Below are 22787 nucleotides of genomic sequence, written 5' to 3' on the forward strand. Positions count from 1 at the left end.
GGACCCATGGGCGACGGGCACGACGACGGATACGCGGTACGGGCCGAGGGGTTGGAGAAGCGCTACGGCGACAAACGCGCCCTGGACGGCTTCGATCTGACCGTCCGCGCGGGCACGGTGCACGGCCTGCTCGGCCCGAACGGCGCCGGCAAGACCACCGCCGTACGCATACTGTCCACACTGATCAGGCTGGACGGCGGCCGGGCGAGCGTGGCCGGACTCGACGTGGCCCGGCAGCCGCGCGAGGTCCGCGCACGCATCGGACTCACCGGCCAGTACGCGGCCGTGGACGAGGTGCTCACCGGCCGGCAGAACCTGGAGATGTTCGGCCGCCTCTTTCATCTGGGCGGCAGGCGGGCCAAGTTGCGCGCCACCGAGCTGCTGGAGCAGTTCGACCTGACCGACGCGGCCGACAAGGGCGTCGGCGGCTACAGCGGCGGTATGCGGCGCCGCCTCGACCTCGCCGCGTCGATGATCCTCGCGCCCGCCGTGCTCTTCCTGGACGAGCCGACGACCGGGCTCGACCCCCGCAGCCGGGGTGAGGTCTGGGAGTCCGTACGGGCGTTGGTGGCGAGCGGCACGACCGTACTGCTGACCACCCAGTATCTGGAGGAGGCCGACAAGCTGGCCTCCCACATCACCGTCATCGACCAGGGGCGGAGCATCGCCGACGACACCCCGGACGGGCTGAAGAACCTCGTCGGCGGCGACCGTATCGAGGTCGTGGTCGCGGAGCGGTCCGACATCCCGCACGTGGCGAAGGTCGTCGCCAGGGTCTCGGACGGCGAACCCGAGACGGAGGAGGGCGAGTTGCGGGTGCACGCCCCCGTGATCGACCGGGTGTCCGCCCTGACGGAGGTCGCCCGCACCCTTCAGGACGAGGGCGTCCAGGTCGAGGACATCGGGCTGCGCAGGCCGAGCCTGGACGACGTGTTCCTGCGGCTGACCGGGCACCGCGCCGAGAAGACCGAGTCGGACGAGAAGACCGGGTCCGTCGAGAAGGCCGAGTCCGCCGGGACGACCGAGTCCGCCGAGAAGGAGGCCGTCGCATGACCGCCGTAGACCTGACCGTCCCGGCCCGGCGCGGCCGCCTGTACTGGGCCCTGGCCGACGTCTGGAACATCGTCCGCCGCGGCCTCACCCACTACCAGCGCCAACCGGTCAACATCGCCTGGCAACTGGGCTTCCCGATCCTCTCCGTCCTGCTCTACGGCTATGTCTTCGGCAGCGCCATGAAGGTGCCCGGCGGCGGGGACTACAAGGACTTCCTGATGCCGGGCATGTTCGTGATGACCATGGCCTTCGGCTTCATCAACACCGCGACGGTGGTCGTCTACGACTCGACGAAGGGCGTCATCGACCGCTTCCGCTCGATGCCGATGTCGTCGTCCGCGGTGGTCGCCGGACGCGGGGTGACCGATCTGATCATCGCCTGCGCGGAGTTGGCCATCATGATGCTGACCGCCTTCGCGATGGGCTGGCGCCCGGACGGCGGGTTCGGCTTCCTGGGGGCGTTCGGGCTGCTGCTGTGGCTGCGGTTCGCGCTGATCTGGATCGGTGTGTGGCTGGGTCTGCTGGTGCCGAACCCGGAGGCGGCGGGCGGCCTGTTCGCCGTGGCCTTCCCGCTGACGATGATCTCCAGCATCTTCGTCGCGCCGCAGCTGATGCCCGACTGGCTCGGCTGGGTGGCGGCCTGGAACCCCATCTCGTCCACCGCGGCGGCCGCGCGTGAACTGTTCGGTACGCCGGTCGGGGGCGGGGACTCCTGGGTCGAGCAGCACGCGCTGCTGATGGCCGGGGTGTGGCCGGTGATCCTCACGGCGATCTTCCTGCCGCTGGCGGTACGGAGGTTCCAGAAGCTGAGCCGGTAACAGGACTTGACGTGTCCATGAGACCCGACTTCCATGGGAGGTGCGGGATGTGGGAGCGCTCCCACTCGTTCCGGACCCGCGCCTCCCGAGAGGAAGCAGCGACATGTTCGGCAGCTTGCGAAGAGCGCTGTGCGCCGTGGCGGCGGCGCTGTTGTTACCGCTGGCCGGAACCGGCGCGCAGCCGGCCCACGCGGCGGAGTCCGGCGCCGGCCACTGGCACACCAGCGGTCGGCAGATCCTGGACGCCGCCGGACAGCCGGTCCGGATCGCCGGGATCAACTGGTTCGGCTTCGAGACCGGCAACAACGTCGTGCACGGCCTCTGGTCACGCGACTACAAGAGCATGATCGACCAGATGAGGTCGCTGGGCTACAACACGATCCGTATCCCGTACAGCGACGACATCTTCAAGTCCGGGACCGTCCCCAACAGCATCGACTTCTCCGGTGGCAAGAACGCCGACCTGCTAGGACTCGGGTCGCTCGGCGTGCTCGACAGGATCGTGGCGTACGCCGGTCAGGCCGGCCTGAAGGTCGTCCTCGACCGGCACCGCCCGGACGCGGGCGGCCAGTCGGCGCTCTGGTACACGGCCGCGGTCCCCGAGTCGACCTGGATCGCCAACCTGAAGACCCTGGCGGCGCGTTACGAGGGCCAGGACACCGTCATCGGCATCGACCTGCACAACGAACCGCACGACCCGGCCTGCTGGGGCTGCGGCGACACCGCGCGTGACTGGCGCCTGGCGGCACAGCGAGCGGGCAACGCGGTCCTGTCCGCCAACCCCGACCTGCTGATCTTCGTCGAGGGCGTCCAGACCTTCAACGGCGTCTCCGGCTGGTGGGGCGGCAACCTCATGGGCGTCGCGCAGTACCCGGTGCACCTGGACGTGCCCGGACGGCTCGTGTACTCCGCCCACGACTACGCCACGAGCGTGGCCCAGCAGAGCTGGTTCAGCGATCCGACGTTCCCCGACAACATGCCGGGCATCTGGGACAAGTACTGGGGCTACATCTTCAAGCAGAACATCGCCCCCGTGTGGGTCGGCGAGTTCGGTACGACGCTCCAGTCGACGGTGGACCAGAAGTGGCTGGCGGCACTGGTGAACTACCTGCGGCCGACGTCGACGTACGGCGCCGACTCCTTCCACTGGACCTTCTGGTCCTGGAACCCCAACTCCGGTGACACGGGCGGCATCCTCAAGGACGACTGGTCGACGGTGGACACGGTGAAGGACGGCTACCTGGCGAGCGTCAAGGCGCCCGGGTTCCCGGGGGGTGGCGGGGGCGACCCCGACCCGGATCCCGACCCGGGCGGCGGCAATGCCACCTGCACGGCCGGCCACACGGTCACCAGCGACTGGGGCAGCGGCTTCAACGCCGAGGTGAAGGTCACCAACACGGGGACGACACCGCTCAACTCCTGGAAGGTGACCTGGACGTGGCCCGCCTCCCGGCAGATCACGTCCATGTGGAACGCGACTTACACACAGACCGGGGCATCGGTGACCGCGTCCAATGCCGACCACAACGGGGCGGTCACGGCGGGCGGTTCGGTGAGCTTCGGATTCGGTGGCGTGCCTGGGGGTGGGGGCGTGTCGATGGTGAGCTGTACGGCGGGTTGATCGCTCGATCTTCAACTGGTCCGACAGGAGCCGGATCTCTTAGCCCGTCTCATGCCGGAGACGGGCGTCAAGTTCCCCGAGTACAGCTCGATCGAGCCGCTCGACACGGATCTCACCGAGATCAGGCCGTTGGAGCGTCGGGTGGACAGCTTCTTCCGGGTCCGTACGGCCGACGACGAAGGCGGGTTTCTGCTCGCTGTCGAGTCGCAGACCAAGCCGGACCCGAACAAGCACAACAGCTGGACGTACTACTTGGCGCACATGTACGCCAAGTACCGGTTGCCGCCGATTCTGGTGGTGGTGTGCCGGGACAAGAAGACGGCGGCGTGGGCGGAGGAACCCATCAGTATCGGGCGCCGTTTCCACACGAGCATGAAGGTCTATCCACTTGTTCTGGGGCCGAAGAGCGTTCCTCCCGTCACCGACCCGCAGGAGGCCGCGAAGGATCTGGCCCTCACCACGTTTTCCGTGCTTGTGAACGCCAAGGAACCGGGCCTCCTTGCCATACTGGACTCGGTGGCGCCGGTGGTGGGGCCCAACGCGGACTGGGCGGAATTCATGGAAGCCGGTCTGGACGAAGGTCCGGCTCGTGATCACTGGAGGGAACTGATGGCCGTGTACACCCCGAACTTCCCCGGCTTCGGCAGCGTGATGGAGGAGGCGTGGATTCAGGTCCACTCCGACGGCGAGGCGAAGGGCAAGGCAGAAGGCAAGGCCGAGGCCATCCTTCGGGCTCTTGAGGTGCGGGGTATCGAGGTTTCCGACTCCGTTCGCGAGCGGGTCGTGGCCTGCGTCGACCTGGAGCTGCTGGGGGTCTGGTTCGACCGTTCCCTGACTGTCGAGAGTGCTGAGGAACTGTTCGCCGGGGAATGAGTCCTCGGACTTTGTACGACGAAGGGCGCCCGGTGACTGATCGCCGGGCGCCCTTCGTCGTCGTAGAGGCTGCTGTTACAGCTTCTCGATCACGTAGTCCACGCACTTCGTCAGTGCCTCGACGTCCGCCGGGTCGATCGCCGGGAACATCGCGACGCGGAGCTGGTTGCGGCCGAGCTTGCGGTAGGGCTCGGTGTCGACGATGCCGTTGGCGCGGAGCGTCTTGGCGACGGCTGCCGCGTCGATCTCGTCGGTGAAGTCGATCGTGCCGATGACCGCCGAGCGCTTGGCCGGGTCGGTGACGAACGGGTTGGCGTACTTGATGTCCTCGGCCCAGCCGTAGAGCGTGCGGGCGGAGGTGGCCGTGCGGCGGACCGCCCAGTCGAGGCCGCCCTGGCCGTTGATCCACTCCAGCTGCTGGTTGAGGAGGAAGAGGGTCGACAGGGCCGGCGTGTTGTACGTCTGGTTCTTGCGGGAGTTGTCGATCGCCGTGGGGAGGCTGAAGAACTCCGGGACGTGGCGGCCGGACGCGTGGATGCGCTCGGCGCGCTCGATCGCGGCCGGGGAGAAGACGCCGATCCACAGACCGCCGTCGGAGGCGAAGGACTTCTGTGGGGCGAAGTAGTAGACGTCCGTCTCGGAGACGTCGACCGGGAGACCGCCGGCGCCCGACGTGGCGTCGACCAGGACCAGCGCGCCCTCGTCGGCACCGGCCACGCGCTTGATCGGCATGGCGACACCGGTGGACGTCTCGTTGTGGGTGAAGGCGTAGACGTCGACGCCCGTCTCGGCGACCGGCTCCGGGTGCGTGCCCGGGTCGCTGGTGATGACGTCCGGCTCGGCCAGCCAGGGCGCCAGCTTGGCGGCCTTGGCGAACTTGGAGCTGAACTCACCGAAGGTGAGGTGCTGCGACCTGTTCTCGATCAGGCCGTGCGTCGCGATGTCCCAGAACGCGGTGGAGCCGCCGTTGCCGAGGACCACCTCGTAGCCGTCGGGGAGCTGGAACAGGTCGCGGATGCCCTCACGTACCTGGCCGACCAGGTTCTTCACCGGGGCCTGGCGGTGGGAGGTGCCGAGGAGGGAGGTACCGGTCGCGGCCAGCGCGTCCAGCGCTTCCGTCCGCACCTTGGAGGGGCCCGCGCCGAAACGTCCGTCGGCGGGCTTGATGTCAGCGGGAATCTGGATCTCAGCCACGGGGTGAGGTTAGCCGGTGGGGGAAACCTGGGCGAAACCTCGTCCGTCGGGTGAGACGGCGTTTCGGTGGCCGTCACCGGGGGCTGCCGCCCCCAGACCCCCGCTTCGGCCTGAACGGGCCTCGTCCTCAAACGCCGGACGGGGTGAGTGAGTGCCGGACAGGCCGAGTCAGTGCCGGACGGGCTGAGTGAGTGCCGGACGGGCTGATTGAGTGGACGTATGTCGGAACTTGAGGCAGAGCTGCGCAAGGCCGTCCGGGGCGAGGTCGGGTTCGACGTCACCTCTCGGGCGTTGACGACCATGGACGCCTCCAACTACCGGCGAGTCCCACTCGGTGTGGTCGCACCACATGACGCCGACGACGTCGCCGCCGTACTGGAGGTGTGTCGGGACCACATGGTGCCGGTGGTGGCACGGGGCGGCGGTACGTCGATCGCCGGACAGGCCACCGGCACCGGCATCGTCCTGGACTTCACCCGCCACATGAACCGGCTCGTGTCCCTGGACCCGGACACCCGCACCGCCGTCGTGCAGCCCGGCCTGGTACTCGACCGGCTCCAGGAGGCCGCCGCCCCGCACGGCCTGCGCTTCGGACCCGACCCCTCCACCCACAGCCGCTGCACCCTCGGCGGCATGATCGGCAACAACTCCTGCGGCTCGCACTCGGTGGCCTGGGGGACCACCGCCGACAGCGTGCGCGAGCTGGACGTCATCAGCGGGCGCGGTGAGCGGCTGCGGCTCGGGCAGGAGTGGGCCGGCGCGCCGGAGGGGCTGCGCGAGGTGGTGGACGGGGAACTGGCTCGGCTGCGGACGGGATTCCCCGAGCTGCCCCGCCGCATCTCCGGGTACGCGCTCGACGCGCTGCTGCCGGAGAAGGGCGCCGACGTCGCCCGTTCCTTCTGCGGCAGCGAGGGCACCCTCGGCATCGTCACCGAGGCGGTCGTACGGCTCGTCGAGGCGCCACGCGCGCGTGCGCTCGCCGTGCTGGGGTACGGCGACGAGAGCGCCGCCGCCGAAGCCGCTGCCGGGCTGCTGCCGTACGGGCCGCTGACCGTGGAGGGCATGGCGGCCGACCTCGTGCCTTCGGCGGACGTGCTGCCCAGGGGCGGCGCCTGGCTATTCGTCGAGACGGGTGGGGAGTCGCAGGACGAGGCACGCGCGCGTGCGGAGGCGATCGTGCGGGCCGCCGACGTCGTGGGGGCGGCGATCGTCACCGATCCGGGCGGGCAGCGGGCCCTGTGGCGCATCCGGGAGGACGCCAGCGGTACGGCGACCCGGATGCCCGACGGGAGCGAAGCCTGGCCCGGCTGGGAGGACTGCGCGGTGCCGCCGCAGCGGCTCGGGGCGTATCTGCGGGACTTCCGGGCGCTGCTGACCGCGCACGGGCTGCGCGGGACGCCGTACGGGCACTTCGGGGACGGCTGCATCCACGTCCGTATCGACTTCGACCTGCTGACGGAGCCGGGCGTCGCCCGCTTCCGGCGTTTTTCGGAGGAGCTCGCCGAGGTCGTCGTGGCGCACGGCGGCTCGCTGTCCGGGGAGCACGGGGACGGGCAGGCGCGGGCTGAACTGCTGCCAAGGATGTACGGCCCGGACATGGTCCGCCTCTTCGAGCGGGCCAAGGGGGTGTGGGACCCCGACGACCTGCTCAACCCGGGGATGCTGGTGCGTCCGGCACCGCTCGACACCAACCTCCGCTTCTCCGTCCTGCCCCGCCGGCCCGTGGACGTGGCCTTCGGCTACCCGGCCGACGGCGGTGACTTCTCGGCGGCCGTACGGCGCTGCGTCGGGGTCGCCAAGTGCCGTACGACATCGGTGTCCGGCCCGGCCGTCATGTGCCCGTCGTTCCGGGCGACCGGCGAGGAGGAGCACTCCACGCGCGGGCGTGCCCGGCTGCTGCACGAGATGCTCGCGGGGGAGGTCGTGACCGACGGATGGCGGTCGGAGGAGGTGCGGGAGGCGCTGGACCTGTGCCTGGCCTGCAAGGGCTGCCGGTCCGACTGCCCGGTCGAGGTCGATATGGCCACGTACAAGGCGGAGTTCCTGCACCACCACTACGAGGGCCGCAGGCGCCCGGCCGCACACCACAGCATGGGCCGGCTGCCGCAGTGGCTGCGGCTGGTGGCACGCACGCGTACCGCCTCGCTGGTCAACGCCCTCGCTGCGGTACCGCCCTTGGCGTGGGCGGCCAAACGGCTCGGCGGGATCGCGCCGGAGCGGGACATTCCGCGGCTGGCGGCACGGACGTTCAGCCGGTGGTGGGAGCGGCGGGAGAAGCCTCCCGTCGGCACGGGCGGCGACCTCGTCCTGCTGTGGCCGGACACCTTCACCGAGCATCTGTCGCCGTCCGTGGGACAGGCGGCCGTACGCGTCCTCGAGGCGGCCGGGCTGCGGGTGGCCCTGCCGCCGACGGTGCGGTGGAGGACCCCGTCCGGGGGCGGGGAGGGGGTGACGGTGGCGATGGACCCGGTGTCGCTGCTGCGCGGCCGGGAGCGGGTCTGCTGCGGCCTCACCTACGTCTCCACGGGCCAGCTCGACCGGGCCCGCGCGGTGCTGCGGCGCACGCTCGACCTGATGGAGCCGGTGCTCGGGACGGCCACCCCGGTCGTCGTCCTGGAGCCGAGCTGTGCCGCGGCCCTGCGCTCGGACCTGCCGGAACTGCTCCACGACGATCCGCGGGCCCGTCGGCTGGCCGACCGTGTCCTGACCTTCGCGGAGGCTCTGGAGCGGCTCGCGCCCGACTGGTCGCCGCCCCGCGTCGAACGGCGGGCGGTCGGCCAGACCCACTGCCATCAGCACGCGGTCCTCGGTGACGCACCCGACCGGCGACTGCGCGAGGCCGCGGGCCTGTCCGGCGAACTGAGCGGCGGCTGCTGCGGCCTCGCGGGCAACTTCGGCTTCGAGAAGGGGCACTACGAGGTGTCCGTGGCCTGCGCGGAGGAGCAGGTGCTGCCGGCGGTGCGGGGGGCGGGGGAGGAGACCGTGGTGCTGGCGGACGGGTTCTCCTGCCGGACCCAGCTGGAGCAACTGGCGGGGGTGCGGGGGCGGCATTTGGCGGAGGTGCTGGCGGAGGGGCTGGGGGCTTCTGAGTAGGTGGGGTGATGGGGCGTGACGGGGGCGATGGGGCGTGAGGGGGTTGTGGTGAGGTGACGAGGGTGGATGGGGGCGGTGACAGGGGTGACGGGGGTGGTCGGGGCGGTGACGAGGGTTGTGGTGGGGTGCGGGTGCGTGGGGGCTGGTCGCGCAGTTCCCCGCGCCCCTGGGGGGTGCAGGTCCGTTGGTTGGGTGTTCGGCTTTCGGCTGGGTGGGGGCTGGTCGCGCAGTTCCCCGCGCCCCTGGGGGGTGCATGGCCGTCGGCCAAAGGGCGTACGCCGATCGTGAGGGCGCCGGCGTACGAGGTGAGGCCGTGCGGGGGCCCGCATAGGCTGGATGATCACCAGCTCGTTCGACCTCTGAGGTCGCGGCCGTCGATCCCGGCCGCCTCGCCCGGCACCGACAGGAGCCCGCCCATGCCCCTCCTCCTCCGGCCCGTCACCCGCGACGAGCATCTGGCCTTCGTCGCGGCCCGCCCGTCCGCCAGCCATATGCAGCTCCCGTCCTGGGGCGATGTGAAGCCGGACTGGAGAGCGGAGAGCGTGGGCTGGTTCGACGGGGAGGGACGCATGGTGGGCGCCGGACTCGTGCTGTACCGGCCGCTGCCGAAGCTGAAGCGGTACCTGGCGTATCTGCCCGAGGGCCCGCTGATCGACTGGCACGCGCCCGACCTCGTGGAGCGGTGGCTGGAGCCGATGCTCGCGTATCTCAAGGGCAAGGGCGCCTTCTCCGTGAAGATGGGCCCGCCCGTCGTCGCCCGGCGCTGGAGCACCGAGGCGGTCAAGGCGGCCATCGCCGACCCGGCCGCCCGGCGGCTGCGGGACGCGGAGCCGACGTCGTACGAACCGGGCGCCCAGGACGTCGCCGACCGGCTGCGGCGCTCCGGCTGGCGGCAGACCGAGCCGGGCGGCGAGGAGGGCTTCGCCGCCGGGCAGCCGCGCTACGTCTGCCAGGTGCCGTTCGCCGGTCGCACGCCGGACGACATCCACCGCGGCCTCAACCAGCAGTGGCGGCGCAACATCAAGAAGGCCGAGAAGGCGGGCGTGAAGGTCGTGCAGGGCGGCTACGAGGACCTGCCCGTGTTCTACGACCTCTACGTCGAGACCGCCGAGCGCGACCGTTTCATCCCGCGCCCGCTGCCCTACTTCCAGCGCATGTGGACCGCCCTGACCGCCGAGCACCCCGACCGGATGCGGCTCTACCTCGCCCACCACGACGGGGACACCCTGGCCGCCGCCACCATGCTGAGCGTCGGCACACATGTGTGGTACTCCTACGGCGCCTCCACCAGCCGCAAGCGCGAGGTCCAGCCCAACAACGCCATGCAGTGGCGGATGATGACCGACGCCCATGAACTCGGCGCCGCCGTCTACGACTTCCGCGGCATCACCGACACGCTGGAGGAGTCCAACCACCTGCTGGGCCTGCTGCGGTTCAAGGTGGGCGCCGGGGGTGAGGCCGTCGAGTATCTGGGGGAGTGGGACTTCCCGCTGAACCGGATGCTGCACAAGGCGCTGGATCTGTACATGGCGCGGCGCTAGCCCGGATCCCCCGCGCCCGGAATCCCCCCTGCCCGGAATCCCCCCTGCCCGGAATCCCCCCTGCCCGGAATCCCCCCGCGCCCAGACTCCTCCGGCCACGGTCCTCCCAACCCCACCACCGGCAACCACCCCCTCCGGCAGCGACACTCCACCGGCCCACTCCTCCGTCCACACTCTGGGACAGTGGCATAACCGGTTCACACACCTGACGGAGTCCACTACTCTGGACTTGGAAGTGCAGCACGCTGAACGAACCCCGCCGAGCCCTTGGAACGCCCGTGAGCACCCCCGATGCCGTCACCACGTCCTCACCGACCCGCGCTGCCCGGACCGTCCCCGAGCCGACGGCCGGTGCCCCGCGGCGCTGGGGCGCGCTCGGTCCCGTCGGCCTGGTGCTCGCCGGAGGGATCTCGGTGCAGTTCGGCGGTGCGCTCGCGGTCAGCCTGATGCCGCGGGCCGGCGCGCTGGGCGTGGTGGCGCTGCGGCTGCTGGTGGCGGCGATCGTCCTGCTGGTGGTCTGCCGCCCCCGGCTGCGCGGTCACTCCCGCACCGACTGGGGCACCGTGATCGTCTTCGGTATCACGATGGCCGCTATGAACGGCCTCTTCTACCAGTCGGTCGCCCGCATCCCCCTGGGTCCCGCGGTCACCCTGGAGGTTCTCGGCCCGCTCGCGCTTTCCGTCCTGACGTCGCGCCGCGCCGTCAATGTCATCTGGGCCGGACTCGCCCTCGCCGGTGTCTTCCTCCTCGGCGGCGGAGGCTTCGACAGTCTTGATCCCATAGGTGTCGCCTTCGCCCTGGCTGCCGGCGCCATGTGGGCGGCCTACATAATCTTCAGCGCCCGTACGGGCCGACGCTTCCCCCAGGCCGACGGGCTCGCCCTCGCCATGGCGGTCGGGGCCGTACTGTTCCTGCCTCTGGGCATCGTCGAATCGGGTACGAAGCTCACCGACCCGGTGACCATCGCCCTGGGCGCGGCCGTGGCGATCCTGTCCTCGGTCCTCCCCTACACCCTCGAACTCCTCGCCCTGCGCCGCCTGCCCGCCGCTACCTTCGCCATCCTGATGAGCCTGGAACCGGCCGTCGCCGCCACCGCCGGCTTCCTCATCCTCGACCAGGCCCTCTCCGCCGTACAGGCCCTGGCCATCGCCCTGGTCATCGCGGCGAGCATGGGGGCGGTGCGGACCCAGGTGGGGCGGGGGCGGGCGAAGGCAGCCGTGACAAGCTGAGACGACAGCACTCCAAGGCGCGGCCTCGCGTCACGGCTCCAGGGCGCGGCCCGGTGCGTCACGGTTCCAGGTCGCGGTCTAGCGCTTCACGCGGTGGCGGAGGTGGACGACCCGCGCATTGAAGGTGCGGGTCTCGACCAGTTCGAGATCCACCCGGCGCTCGTTCCGGGGGAAGTACGGAATGCCACCGCCGAGCAGCACCGGGTAGACCATGGTCCGGTACTCGTCGATCAGACCCGCCGCGGCCGCCTCCGCGGCGAGAGTCGCGCCACCGATCGCGATTTCGCCTTCCCCCGGCTCGGCCCGCAACCGCTCGATCTCCTCCGCCACGCCGCCGGAGGCCAGCCGGGCATTGCCCTGCACCTCCGGCAGCGTGGTGGAGAACACCACCTTCGGGAGCGGGTTCCAGAGCGCGGCCCACTCCAACTCCGCCTCGCCCAGTGAGGGATCCTCGACGGCGGTCTCCCAGTACAGCATCGTCTCGTACAGCCGTCGTCCCATCAGGTGGACGCCGACGTCTCGAATCTCGTCGATCCAGAAGCGAAAGACATCCGCGTCGGGCGCGCCCCAGTCCATGTCGCCGTCCGGCCCGACGATGTAGCCGTCGAGTGAGACGTTCATCGAATACGTCACCCTGCGCATCAGGAGTCCTCCTCGCTACGGGGTTCGACAGTAAGACGGTCGGACGCCGTAGAACTCATCGCGACTCGCGGGGTGATTCAGCGCATCAGCACGTCCCGGACGGCCAATGCCACAGTCGCAGGAACGGACCGGGCGCCGGTTGCGGGAGCGGGTACGGCGGTTGGGGGTGGGGCGGGTACGGACCGGGCGACGGCGGACGCTCGGCTCGGCGGCCGGACGGCGGCCGTCGGGGCCGGTCGAGGATGGGCGATCCACCCGTTGCTCGAGCAACAGGCGCTGAGTGTATTGAGGGTGCGCCACACCGACACCCTGCCCACCGTGAACACTTCCCGAGTGGCGCACGCACACTTGCATCCAATTAATCCAAGCACGCTTGCTTGTTTTCTCTAGCGCTGCCATGCTCCTCACCACGCCGTACGACCTGGCCGCACGACCCGGCCGCACCAGCCGGCCACACCACCCCCGCACACCGCCGTGCCCCGAGGGGAGCGCACCGTGTCCGATCCGACGCCCGTGTTCGACGATCTGCGCGAGGAGAGCGAGGAGCTCGAACGGCTCGTGACCGGGGCGAGCCCCGAGCAGTGGGCGCTTGCCACACCGGCCCCCGGCTGGAGCGTCGCCCATCAGATCGCGCACCTCGCCTGGACCGACCACTCGGCGCTGCTGGCGGTGACCGATGTGAAGGCGTTCCACGAGCTGGTGGAGAAGGCGCTCGCATCGCCGGGATCCTTCGTCGACAACGGCGCGGAGGAGGGTGCCGCGCTGCCGCCCGCCGAATTGCTGAAGCGGTGGCGGGAGGGGCGGGCCGCCCTGGACACGGCGTTGCGCGAGGCCCCGCCCGGCACCAAGGTCCCCTGGTACGGCCCACCCATGTCGGCCGCCTCCATGGGGACGGCCCGGCTCATGGAGACCTGGGCCCACGGTCGGGACATCGCCGACGCACTCGGTGTGGTGCGCACACCCACCGACCGGCTCAGGCATGTGGTGTGGATCGGGGTACGGACCCGTGACTTCGCCTTCGGTGTGCACGGCCTTCCGGCACCGCTCGACGACTTCCGCATCGAACTCGTAGCGCCCTCCGGCGCGTTGTGGACCTACGGCCCCGAGGACGCCCCGCAGCGGGTCACCGGCCCGGCGCTCGACTTCTGCCTCCTGGTCACCCAGCGCGCCCACCGCTCCGACCTCGCGCTGCAGGCCGAAGGCCCGGACGCCGACCGCTGGTTCGACATCGCCCAGGTCTTCGCCGGTCCGCCCGGCGAGGGCCGTGCGCCGAAGGGAGGGGTCCAGTGAGCCCCGCCCCGCGCCCGCTGCGGATCGGCAACGCCTCCGGCTTCTACGGCGACCGCTTCGACGCCATGCGCGAGATGCTCACCGGCGGTGACCTGGACGTCCTCACCGGCGACTACCTCGCCGAACTCACCATGCTGATCCTCGGTCGCGACCGGCTGAAGGACCCCGGCGCCGGATACGCCCGCACCTTTCTGCGGCAGTTGGAGGAGTGCCTCGGGCTGGCGCAGGAGCGCGGTGTACGGATCGTTGCCAATGCGGGCGGTCTGAACCCGGCCGGACTGGCGGACGCGGTACGGCAGCTCGCCGACCGACTCGGCCTCGATGTGCGCGTCGCCCATGTCGAGGGCGACAATCTCACCGCCGCCCACCCCGGCAGCCTCGCCGCGCACGCCTACCTCGGCGGCTTCGGTATCGCCGCCTGTCTGCGGGAGGGCGCCGACGTCGTCGTCACCGGGCGGGTGACCGACGCGGCCCTCGTCACAGGACCCGCCGCCGCCCACTTCGGGTGGGCCCCCGATGACCACGACCGGCTCGCCGGAGCTGTGGTCGCCGGACATGTGCTGGAGTGCGGGGCACAGGCGACCGGCGGCAACTACGCCTTCTTCCAGGATTTCCGCGAGAGCGGCGGCGATCTGCGCCGCCCCGGCTTCCCGCTCGCCGAGCTCCACGAGGACGGCACCTGCGTCATCACCAAGCACCCCGGCACCGGCGGCTTCGTCGACGTCGGCACGGTCACGGCGCAGCTGCTGTACGAGACGGGAGGCTCCCGTTACGCCGGGCCGGACGTCACCGCCCGCCTGGACAGTGTGCTGCTCACCCAGGACGGACCGGACCGCGTCCGTATCGACGGCGTGCGGGGCGAGGCTCCGCCGTCGACGCTCAAGGTCGGCGTCAACCGCCTCGGCGGCTTCCGCAACGAGGTCGCCTTCGTCCTCACCGGCCTCGACATCGAGGCCAAGGCCGGCCTGGTGCGCGAGCAGCTGACCGACGCGCTCGCCAAGTCGCCGCCCGCCGAGGTCCGCTGGGACCTGGTGCGCACCGACCGGCCCGACGCCCCGAGCGAGGAGACGGCGAGCGCGCTGCTGCGGCTCGTCGTGCGCGACCCGTCCCAGGAGGCCGTCGGCCGGGCCCTGAGCGGGGCCGCGGTCGAGCTGGCGCTCGCCAGCTACCCCGGCTTCCATGTGCTGGCCCCACCCGGAAAGGGCTCGCCCTATGGGGTCTTCGAGGATGTGTACGTCCCCCATGGCGTCGTCGACCATGTGGCCGTCCTCCACGACGGACGCCGGATCCCTGTGCCGCCGGCCCACGACACCGTCGTACTCGACGAAGTGCCGGAGCCGCCGCTGCCGCAGCCGCTCGCGCACGGGCCCACCAAGCGGGCGCCGCTCGGCCTGGTCGCGGGTGCCCGCAGCGGGGACAAGGGCGGCAACGCCAACGTCGGCGTCTGGGTGCGTTCGGACGACGCCTGGCGCTGGCTCGCCCATGAGCTCACCGTCGAGCGGTTCCGGCAGCTGATCCCCGAGAGCGGCCCGTTGAAGGTCACCCGGCATGTCCTGCCCAACCTCCGCGCCCTGAACTTCGTCGTCGAGGGAATCCTCGGCGAGGGCGTCGCCGCCCAGCACCGCTTCGACCCGCAGGCCAAGGCCCTCGGCGAATGGCTGCGCTCCCGCCATCTGGACATCCCGGAGATCCTGCTGTGACCGTGCTGCCGTCCACCCTGGACACCAACGGCCCCGACTACCGGGCCAACCGCGAGACCATGCTCGCCAAGCTCGCCGAACTCGACACCGAGCACGCCAAGGCCCTCGCCGGCGGCGGACCGAAGTACGTCGAACGGCATCGCAAACGCGGCAAGCTGCTCGCGCGTGAGCGCATCGAGCTGCTGCTCGACCCGGACACCCCGTTCCTGGAGCTGTCCCCGCTGGCCGCCTGGGGCAGCGACTACACCGTCGGCGCGTCCCTCGTCACCGGCATCGGCACGGTCGAGGGCGTGGAGTGCCTGATCACCGCCAACGACCCGACCGTGCGCGGCGGCGCGAGCAACCCCTGGTCGCTGAAGAAGGCCCTGCGCGCCAACGACATCGCGCTCGCCAACCGGCTGCCGGTCGTCAACCTCGTGGAGTCCGGCGGCGCCGACCTGCCGTCGCAGAAGGAGATCTTCATCCCCGGCGGCGCGATCTTCCGGGACCTGACCCGGCTGTCGGCGGCCGGGATCCCCACCGTCGCGGTCGTCTTCGGCAACTCGACGGCGGGCGGGGCGTACGTCCCGGGCATGTCCGACCACGTGATCATGGTCAAGGAGCGCGCCAAGGTGTTCCTCGGCGGCCCGCCCCTGGTGAAGATGGCGACCGGCGAGGAGAGCGACGACGAGTCGCTGGGCGGTGCCGAGATGCACGCGCGCCTGTCCGGCCTCGCGGACTACTTCGCCGTCGACGAGCCGGACGCCCTGCGCCAGGCCCGGCGCGTGGTCGCCCGCCTCAACCACCGCAAGGCGTACGGCGATCCCGGCCCGGCCGAGCCGCCCAAGTACGACGCCGACGAACTCCTCGGCATCGTGCCCGGCGACCTGCGCACCCCCTTCGACCCGCGCGAGGTCGTCGCCCGGATCGTCGACGCGTCCGACTTCGACGAGTTCAAGCCCATGTACGGCACCAGCCTGACCACCGGCTGGGCGGCCCTGCACGGCTACCCGATCGGTGTGCTGGCCAACGCCCAAGGGGTGCTGTTCAGCGAGGAGTCGCAGAAGGCCGCCCAGTTCATCCAGCTCGCCAACCAGCGCGACATCCCGCTGCTGTTCCTGCACAACACCACCGGCTACATGGTGGGCAGCCAGTACGAACAGGGCGGCATCATCAAGCACGGCGCGATGATGATCAACGCGGTCAGCAACAGCCGCGTGCCGCATCTCTCGGTCCTCATGGGCGCGTCCTACGGCGCCGGCCACTACGGCATGTGCGGCCGCGCCTACGACCCCCGCTTCCTGTTCGCGTGGCCCAGCGCCAAGTCGGCTGTCATGGGCCCGCAGCAGCTCGCCGGCGTCCTGTCGATCGTCGCCCGCCAGTCGGCCGCCGCGAAGGGACAGCCGTACGACGAAGAGGGCGACGCGGCGCTGCGCGCGATGGTGGAGCAGCAGATCGAGTCCGAGTCCCTGCCGATGTTCCTGTCCGGGCGGCTGTACGACGACGGCGTCATAGATCCGCGCGACACCCGCACGGTCCTCGGCATGTGTCTGTCCGCCATCCACACCACGCGCTACGAGGGCGCGCGCGGTGGCTTCGGCGTCTTCCGGATGTGAGGGATCACCAGTGATCACTTCTGTACTCGTGGCCAACCGGGGCGAGATCGCCTGCCGGGTCTTCCGCACCTGCCGTGAGTTGGGAATCCGGACCGTCGCCGTGCACTCGGACGCCGACGCGAACGCCCTCCACACACGCGTGGCCGACACCGCCGTACGGCTGCCGGGGGCGGCGCCCTCCGACACGTATCTGCGCGGCGACCTGATCGTGAAGGCGGCGCTCGCCGCCGGCGCGGACGCCGTGCACGCCGGCTACGGCTTCCTCTCCGAGAACCCCGGCTTCGCCCGCGCGGTCCTCGACGCCGGACTCACCTGGATCGGGCCCGCCCCCGAGGCGATCGAGGCGATGGCGTCCAAGACGCGCGCCAAGGAGCTCATGGGCATCGAGCCGCTGCGCGAGGTCACCGAGGCCGACCTGCCCGTCCTGGTGAAGGCGGCCGCGGGCGGCGGTGGGCGCGGCATGCGGATCGTACGGCGACTCGCGGACCTGGACGCCGAGCTGGAGGCCGCGCGTGCCGAGGCCCACAGCGCCTTCGGCGACGGCGAGGTGTTCGTCGAGCCCTACCTGGAGGACGGCCGGCACGTCGAGGTGCAGATCCTCGCCGACACCCACGGCACGGTCTGGGCGCTCGGTACCCGCGACTGCTCCCTCCAGCGCCGCCACCAGAAGGTGATCGAGGAGGCTCCGGCACCCGGCCTGACCCCCGAACTCACCGACTCTCTCCACGAGATGGCCGTACGCGCCGCTCGGTCCGTCGGCTACGTCGGCGCCGGAACCGTCGAGTTCCTCGTCGCCGGCGACACCGCGCACTTCCTGGAGATGAACACCCGCCTCCAGGTCGAACACCCCGTCACCGAGGCCGTGTACGGCGTCGACCTGGTCGCCCTCCAGCTCCGCGTCGCCGAAGGGCACGCCCTGGGCGACGAACCGCCACACGCGCGTGGCCACGCCGTCGAAGCCCGCCTGTACGCCGAGGACCCGGCCCGCGACTGGGCCCCGCAGACCGGCACCCTGCACCGCCTCGCCGTCCCCGACGGCATCCGCCTGGACACCGGATTCACCGACGGCGACGAGATCGGCGTCCACTACGACCCGATGCTCGCCAAGGCCGTCGCCCACGCCCCCACGCGCGCGGAGGCGATCCGCGCGCTGGCCGGCGCCCTGGACCGCGCCGCCGTCCACGGCCCGCCCACCAACCGGGACCTCCTCGTCCGCTCACTGCGGCACAAGGAGTTCACGACCGCCCGTATGGACACCGGTTTCTACGACCGCCACCTCACCGAACTCACCGAGCCCGCCGCCGACCCGCACGCCCCCCTCGCCGCGGCCCTCGCCGACGCCCACGCCCGCTCCCGCTTCGGCGGCTTCCGCAACGTCCTCTCCCAGCCCCAGACCAAGCGCTACCTGATGGCCGGCGAGGAGATCGAGGTCCACTACCGCCACACCCGCACGGGCCTGGAGGCGGACGGGGTGCGCGTCGTGCACGCCGACGCGCGTCTCGTCGTACTCGAAGCGGACGGCGTACGAAGGAACTTCGAGGTCGCGAGGTACGGCGACGAGATCCACGTCAACACCACCCGCCTGACAGCCCTGCCCCGCTTCCCCGATCCCACGGCACAGATCGCGCCGGGTTCGCTGCTCGCGCCGATGCCGGGAACGGTGGTGCGCGTGGCCGAGGGCCTGGCGGAAGGTTCGGCCGTAGAGGCTGGTCAGCCCCTTCTATGGCTGGAGGCGATGAAGATGGAACACAAGATCACAGCCCCGGCCACAGGCACGCTGACGGCCCTGCACGCATCACCCGGCCTGCAAGTAACGGTCGGTGCCTTGCTGGCGGTAGTGCAAGAGACATAAGGGGCGCGGGGAACTGCGCGAGCAACCACACACAACCCGCACCCGGAAGGAGTCCCATGCCCGCCACCCTCGAAACCGAAGAACACAAGGCCCTACGATCCGCGGTAGCCGCCCTCGGCAAACGCCACGGCCGCGACTACGACCGCGAGGCCCTCTGGTCCGAGGCCGCGAAACTCGGCTACCTCGGCGTCAACCTGCCGGAGGCATACGGCGGCGGAGGCGGCGGCATAGCCGAACTCTCCATCGTCCTCGAAGAACTCGGCGCCGCAGGCTGCCCCCTGCTGATGATGGTCGTGTCCCCGGCGATCTGCGGCACGGTCATCGCCCGCTTCGGCACCGAGGAACAGAAGCGCGAGTGGCTCCCCGGCCTCGCCGACGGCACCCGCACCATGGCCTTCGGCATCACCGAACCCGACGCCGGCTCCAACAGCCACCGCATCACCACCACGGCCCGCCGCGACCCGGACACCGGGGACTGGCTCCTGACCGGCCGCAAGGTGTTCATCTCCGGCGTCGACATCGCCGATGCCACCCTCATCGTCGGGCGCACCGAGGACGCCCGTACCGGCAACCTCAAGCCCTGTCTGTTCATGGTCCCGCGCGACGCCGAAGGCTTCACGCGCCGCCAGATCGACATGGAACTCAGCGCCGCCGAGAAGCAGTTCGAGCTGACCCTCGACGACGTACGGCTCCCCGCCGACGCCCTCGTCGGCGACGAGGACGCAGGGCTCCTCCAGCTCTTCGCCGGCCTCAACCCCGAACGCATCATGACCGCCGCCTTCGCGATCGGCATGGGACGCTACGCCCTTGCCCGCGCCATCGAGTACGCCCGCGACCGCACCGTCTGGAAAGCCCCCATCGGCGCCCACCAGGCCATCGCACACCCCCTCGCGCAGGCGCACATCGACCTCGAACTGGCCCGCCTGATGATGCAGAAAGCGGCGTACCTGTACGACGCCGGGGACGACGTCGGCGCGGGCGAGGCCGCCAACATGGCCAAGTACGCGGCCGGGGAGGCGTGTGTGAAGGCCGTCGACCAGGCCGTGCACACCCTCGGCGGCAACGGCCTCACGCGCGAATTCGGCCTCGCCTCACTGATAACCGCGGCACGCGTGTCTCGTATTGCTCCGGTGAGCCGGGAGATGATTCTCAACTACGTCTCCCACCAGACCCTGGGCCTGCCCAAATCGTACTGACCGGCGCCTGTCCGGCACCGTGTCGCGAGGAGGAACCGTGTTCCGCAGCGAGTACGCAGACGTTCCGGCCGTAGAACTCCCCATCCACGAGGCCGTACTGGGCCGGGCCGCCGAGTTCGGGGACATGCCCGCGCTCATCGACGGCACGGACGGCACCACCCTCACCTACGAACAGCTCGACCGCTTCCACCGGCGTGTGTCCGCCGGCCTCGCCGAGGCGGGCGTCCGCAAGGGCGACGTGCTCGCCCTGCACAGCCCGAACACGGTCGCCTTCCCTACGGCGTTCTACGCCGCCACGCGCGCGGGTGCCTCCGTCACCACCGTGCACCCGCTCGCCACGCCCGAGGAGTTCGCCAAGCAGCTCAAGGACTCGGCGGCCCGCTGGATCGTCACCGTCTCACCGCTGCTGGAAAGCGCACGCCGGGCCGCCGAACTCGCGGGCGGCGTGCAGGAGATCTTCGTCTGCGACAGCGCACCGGGACACCGCTCGCTCATCGACATGCTGGCCACTACCTCCCCCGAGCCATTGGTCGACGTCGACCCCGTGGCGGACGTCGCGGCCCTGCCGTACTCCTCCGGCACCACCGGCATCCCCAAGGGTGTGATGCTCACCCACCGACAGATCGCCACCAACCTCGCCCAGCTCGAACCGGCGATCTCGGCAGGACCCGGCGACCGCATCCTCGCCGTACTGCCCTTCTTCCACATCTACGGCCTCACCGCCCTGATGAACGCCCCGCTGCGAGTGGGCGCCACGGTCGTCGTCCTGCCCCGCTTCGACCTGGAGACCTTCCTCGCCGCCATCCAGAACCACCGCATCACCGGCCTGTACGTCGCCCCGCCGATCGTCCTGGCCCTCGCCAAGCACCCGCTGGTCGCGCAGTACGACCTGTCGTCGCTGAAGTACGTCGTCAGCGCCGCCGCACCCCTGGACGCCAAGCTCGCCGCCGCCTGCTCACAGCGCCTCGGCCTGCCGCCGGTCGGCCAGGCGTACGGCATGACGGAACTGTCCCCCGGCACCCACGTCGTCCCCCTCGACGCCATGAACGACGCACCCGCAGGCACCGTCGGCCGGCTCATAGCCGGCACCGAGATGCGCATCGTCTCCCTCGACGACCCCGACAAGGACCTCGGCACCGGTGAGTCCGGCGAGATCCTCATCCGCGGCCCCCAGGTCATGAAGGGCTACCTCGGCCGCCCCGACGCCACCGCCGCCATGATCGACACCGACGGCTGGCTGCACACCGGCGACGTCGGCCATGTGGACGCCGGCGGCTGGCTGTTCGTCGTGGACCGCGTCAAGGAACTCATCAAGTACAAGGGCTTCCAGGTGGCCCCCGCCGAACTGGAGGCACTCCTGCTCACCCACCCCGGCATCGCGGACGCGGCTGTGGTCGGCGCATACAACGACGACGGAAACGAAGTGCCGCACGCCTATGTGGTCCGCCAACCCACCGCGACCGACCTAGCCGAGGGCGAAGTCATGATGTACGTCGCCGAACGCGTCGCCCCCTACAAGCGGGTCCGCCAGGTCACCTTCATCGACGGCGTCCCGCGCGCCGCCTCCGGCAAGATCCTGCGCCGCGAACTGCGCGCCCCCAAGGAGAGCACATGATCCCGAGTCAGGAGCGCACATGACGCTGATCGGCCGCACCCGCGTGCGCGGCGTGGAAACCCTCAGCCTCGACTCCCCGGCCACCCGCAACGCACTCTCCGCGTCGCTGGTGGGCGAACTCGCCGACGCGCTGACGGAGTGCGCCAAGGACACCGACGTACGCGCCGCCGTCCTCACCCACACAGGCAACACCTTCTGCGCCGGCGCCGACCTGCGCGATCCGCCCGACCCGGACGCGCTGGTCGGCCTGCTCCGGCAGATCGTGGAGCTGCGCAAACCCGTCGTCGCCCGCGTCACCGGCCACGTCCGCGCGGGCGGCCTCGGCCTGCTCACGGCCTGCGACATCGCCGCCGCGTCCCGCGAAGCCACCTTCGCCTTCACCGAGGTCCGCATCGGGGTGGCCCCCGCCGTGATCTCCCTGCCGGTGCTCCCGCGCGTGGACCCGCGCGCCGTCGCCCGCTACTACCTCACCGGCGAACGCCTCACCGCCCCCGAGGCCGCCCGGATCGGCCTGCTCACCGCCGAGGGCGAGGACGTCGACGCCGTACTGGAACCCGTCCTGGACGGCCTGCGCAGGGCCGCACCCCAGGCCCTGGCCGAGACGAAGGCACTGCTCACGGCTAAGGTGCTGGAAACCTTCGACCGGGACGCGGCCGACCTGACCGCACTCTCGGCCCGGCTGTTCTCCTCCGCCGACGCACGCGAGGGGATGACGGCCTTCCTCGAACGACGGGATCCGCAATGGGTGGTGTGAGCACAGTCGGCGACCGCGTGGACCGCGTGCCCAAACAGGACCGCAGCCGCGCCACCCGCCAACGCCTCCTGGAGGCCGCCGTGGCCTGCCTCGCCGAACACGGCTGGGCGGGCTCCACGGTCTCCGTCGTCGCCGAACGCGCCGGCGTCTCCCGAGGCGCCGCCCAGCACCACTTCCCGACCCGCGAGGACCTCTTCACCGCGGCCGTCGAATACGTCGCCGAGGAACGCTCCACAGCCCTGCGCGCACTGTTCCCCGAGGGCGCCGGAGACGACCGCCGGGCCGTCGTCTCCGCCCTCGTCGACCTCTACACCGGCCCCCTGTTCCGCGCGGCTCTGCACCTGTGGGTGGCCGCGTCGAACGAGGACCAGCTACGGCCCCGGGTCACCGAGCTGGAGGCCCGGGTGGGCCGCGAGACCCACCGCATAGCCGTGGACCTGCTCGGCGTCGACGAGACCCGCCCCGGCGTCCGCGAAACCGTCCAGGGCGTGCTGGACATGGCACGCGGCCTGGGCCTGGCCAACCTCCTCACCGACGACGCCGCACGCCGCGAGCGCGTCGTGGCGCAGTGGGGCCTGCTGCTGGACGAGGCACTGGGCTGACGGCGCCCCCGTCGACCCCGGTACCTCTCGGCGGGACGGCCGTCGGCGGCACGTGAGTCGCCGTCGCTCTCGCCGCCGTCGTCATCGTCCTGTCGCGACTCGCGCTGCTGCTTGCGCCG

Annotated in this window: 17 protein-coding genes; 15 read left to right on the top strand and 2 right to left on the bottom strand. The window is 71.0% G+C overall.

Annotation, left to right across the window (positions count from 1 at the left end; all coding sequences use genetic code 11):
• Positions 1-6: 6 nt before the first annotated feature.
• The 4 genes from ACFPQ9_RS44415 (at position 7) to ACFPQ9_RS44430 (ending at position 4365) form a co-directional block, all read left to right on the top strand.
• A complete protein-coding gene (locus ACFPQ9_RS44415; protein ID WP_380866158.1) occupies positions 7-1053 on the top strand; it encodes an ATP-binding cassette domain-containing protein in 1047 nt (348 codons plus the stop codon).
• A complete protein-coding gene (locus ACFPQ9_RS44420; protein WP_380866160.1) occupies positions 1050-1871 on the top strand; it encodes an ABC transporter permease in 822 nt (273 codons plus the stop codon). Before ACFPQ9_RS44415 ends, ACFPQ9_RS44420 begins: the two co-directional genes overlap by 4 nt.
• Positions 1872-1974: 103 nt before the next feature.
• Complete coding sequence (locus tag ACFPQ9_RS44425) at positions 1975-3492, top strand: cellulase family glycosylhydrolase (RefSeq protein ID WP_380866161.1); 1518 nt, start codon at positions 1975-1977, stop codon at positions 3490-3492.
• 141 nt (positions 3493-3633) lie between these two features.
• Positions 3634-4365 carry a hypothetical protein gene (locus tag ACFPQ9_RS44430; protein ID WP_380866162.1) on the top strand — a complete coding sequence of 244 codons (732 nt, stop codon included), beginning with the start codon at positions 3634-3636 and terminating at the stop codon, positions 4363-4365.
• A 75-nt stretch (positions 4366-4440) separates the two neighbouring features.
• Here ACFPQ9_RS44430 and serC read toward each other — a convergent pair whose 3' ends face one another.
• Complete coding sequence (gene serC, locus ACFPQ9_RS44435; protein WP_380866163.1) at positions 4441-5559, bottom strand: phosphoserine transaminase; 1119 nt, start codon at positions 5557-5559, stop codon at positions 4441-4443.
• A gap of 219 nt (positions 5560-5778) precedes the next feature.
• Here serC and ACFPQ9_RS44440 point away from each other — a divergent pair, with 219 nt between their 5' ends.
• The 3 genes from ACFPQ9_RS44440 to ACFPQ9_RS44450 all read left to right on the top strand — a co-directional run bounded on the left by ACFPQ9_RS44440 (position 5779) and on the right by ACFPQ9_RS44450 (position 11422).
• Positions 5779-8652 (top strand): FAD-binding and (Fe-S)-binding domain-containing protein, encoded by a 2874-nt coding sequence (locus ACFPQ9_RS44440; protein ID WP_380866164.1) that lies wholly within the window; start codon positions 5779-5781, stop codon positions 8650-8652.
• A gap of 416 nt (positions 8653-9068) precedes the next feature.
• Positions 9069-10193: a lipid II:glycine glycyltransferase FemX gene (locus ACFPQ9_RS44445; protein ID WP_380866166.1), complete on the top strand. Its 1125-nt coding sequence runs from the start codon at positions 9069-9071 to the stop codon at positions 10191-10193.
• A 278-nt stretch (positions 10194-10471) separates the two neighbouring features.
• Entirely contained in the window at positions 10472-11422 is a 951-nt protein-coding gene (locus ACFPQ9_RS44450; protein WP_380866168.1) for an EamA family transporter, read from the top strand.
• A 78-nt stretch (positions 11423-11500) separates the two neighbouring features.
• On the opposite strand, the gene ACFPQ9_RS44455 is transcribed toward ACFPQ9_RS44450, so the two are convergent.
• On the bottom strand, positions 11501-12064 hold the full coding sequence (locus tag ACFPQ9_RS44455; RefSeq protein WP_380866169.1) for a dihydrofolate reductase family protein: 564 nt from the start codon (positions 12062-12064) through the stop codon (positions 11501-11503).
• A gap of 495 nt (positions 12065-12559) precedes the next feature.
• Here ACFPQ9_RS44455 and ACFPQ9_RS44460 point away from each other — a divergent pair, with 495 nt between their 5' ends.
• The 8 genes from ACFPQ9_RS44460 to ACFPQ9_RS44495 are packed head-to-tail and all read left to right on the top strand — an operon-like array spanning position 12560 to position 22668.
• Positions 12560-13354: a TIGR03084 family metal-binding protein gene (locus ACFPQ9_RS44460; protein ID WP_380866171.1), complete on the top strand. Its 795-nt coding sequence runs from the start codon at positions 12560-12562 to the stop codon at positions 13352-13354.
• Positions 13351-15054, top strand: a complete 1704-nt coding sequence (locus ACFPQ9_RS44465) for an acyclic terpene utilization AtuA family protein (RefSeq protein WP_380866172.1) — start codon at positions 13351-13353, stop codon at positions 15052-15054. Before ACFPQ9_RS44460 ends, ACFPQ9_RS44465 begins: the two co-directional genes overlap by 4 nt.
• Positions 15051-16649 carry an acyl-CoA carboxylase subunit beta gene (locus ACFPQ9_RS44470; protein WP_380866173.1) on the top strand — a complete coding sequence of 533 codons (1599 nt, stop codon included), beginning with the start codon at positions 15051-15053 and terminating at the stop codon, positions 16647-16649. The genes ACFPQ9_RS44465 and ACFPQ9_RS44470 overlap by 4 nt, the downstream gene beginning before the upstream one ends.
• 10 nt (positions 16650-16659) lie before the next feature.
• Complete coding sequence (locus tag ACFPQ9_RS44475) at positions 16660-18501, top strand: acetyl/propionyl/methylcrotonyl-CoA carboxylase subunit alpha (RefSeq protein ID WP_380866174.1); 1842 nt, start codon at positions 16660-16662, stop codon at positions 18499-18501.
• A 56-nt stretch (positions 18502-18557) separates the two neighbouring features.
• Entirely contained in the window at positions 18558-19697 is a 1140-nt protein-coding gene (locus ACFPQ9_RS44480; protein WP_380866176.1) for an acyl-CoA dehydrogenase family protein, read from the top strand.
• 37 nt (positions 19698-19734) lie between these two features.
• On the top strand, positions 19735-21312 hold the full coding sequence (locus tag ACFPQ9_RS44485; RefSeq protein WP_380866177.1) for a 4-coumarate--CoA ligase family protein: 1578 nt from the start codon (positions 19735-19737) through the stop codon (positions 21310-21312).
• Positions 21313-21331: 19 nt separating this feature from the next.
• Positions 21332-22066, top strand: a complete 735-nt coding sequence (locus ACFPQ9_RS44490) for an enoyl-CoA hydratase family protein (protein ID WP_380866179.1) — start codon at positions 21332-21334, stop codon at positions 22064-22066.
• Entirely contained in the window at positions 22054-22668 is a 615-nt protein-coding gene (locus ACFPQ9_RS44495; RefSeq protein ID WP_380866181.1) for a TetR/AcrR family transcriptional regulator, read from the top strand. The genes ACFPQ9_RS44490 and ACFPQ9_RS44495 overlap by 13 nt, the downstream gene beginning before the upstream one ends.
• The last annotated feature ends 119 nt before the right edge of the window (positions 22669-22787 follow it).

Origin of the sequence: Streptomyces coerulescens (genome assembly GCF_042657965.1) — a bacterium.
Taxonomy (GTDB): Bacteria; Actinomycetota; Actinomycetes; order Streptomycetales; family Streptomycetaceae; genus Streptomyces; species Streptomyces coerulescens.

Bases quoted from the DNA above. Each gene is read 5' to 3' on its own strand.
- ACFPQ9_RS44415 (WP_380866158.1), top strand. From the start codon at position 7: ATGGGCGACGGGCACGACGACGGATACGCGGTACGGGCCGAGGGGTTG.
- ACFPQ9_RS44420 (WP_380866160.1), top strand. From the start codon at position 1,050: ATGACCGCCGTAGACCTGACCGTCCCGGCCCGGCGCGGCCGCCTGTAC.
- ACFPQ9_RS44425 (WP_380866161.1), top strand. From the start codon at position 1,975: ATGTTCGGCAGCTTGCGAAGAGCGCTGTGCGCCGTGGCGGCGGCGCTG.
- ACFPQ9_RS44440 (WP_380866164.1), top strand. From the start codon at position 5,779: ATGTCGGAACTTGAGGCAGAGCTGCGCAAGGCCGTCCGGGGCGAGGTC.
- ACFPQ9_RS44445 (WP_380866166.1), top strand. From the start codon at position 9,069: ATGCCCCTCCTCCTCCGGCCCGTCACCCGCGACGAGCATCTGGCCTTC.
- ACFPQ9_RS44455 (WP_380866169.1), bottom strand. From the start codon at position 12,064: ATGCGCAGGGTGACGTATTCGATGAACGTCTCACTCGACGGCTACATC.
- ACFPQ9_RS44480 (WP_380866176.1), top strand. From the start codon at position 18,558: ATGCCCGCCACCCTCGAAACCGAAGAACACAAGGCCCTACGATCCGCG.
- ACFPQ9_RS44490 (WP_380866179.1), top strand. From the start codon at position 21,332: ATGACGCTGATCGGCCGCACCCGCGTGCGCGGCGTGGAAACCCTCAGC.
- ACFPQ9_RS44495 (WP_380866181.1), top strand. From the start codon at position 22,054: ATGGGTGGTGTGAGCACAGTCGGCGACCGCGTGGACCGCGTGCCCAAA.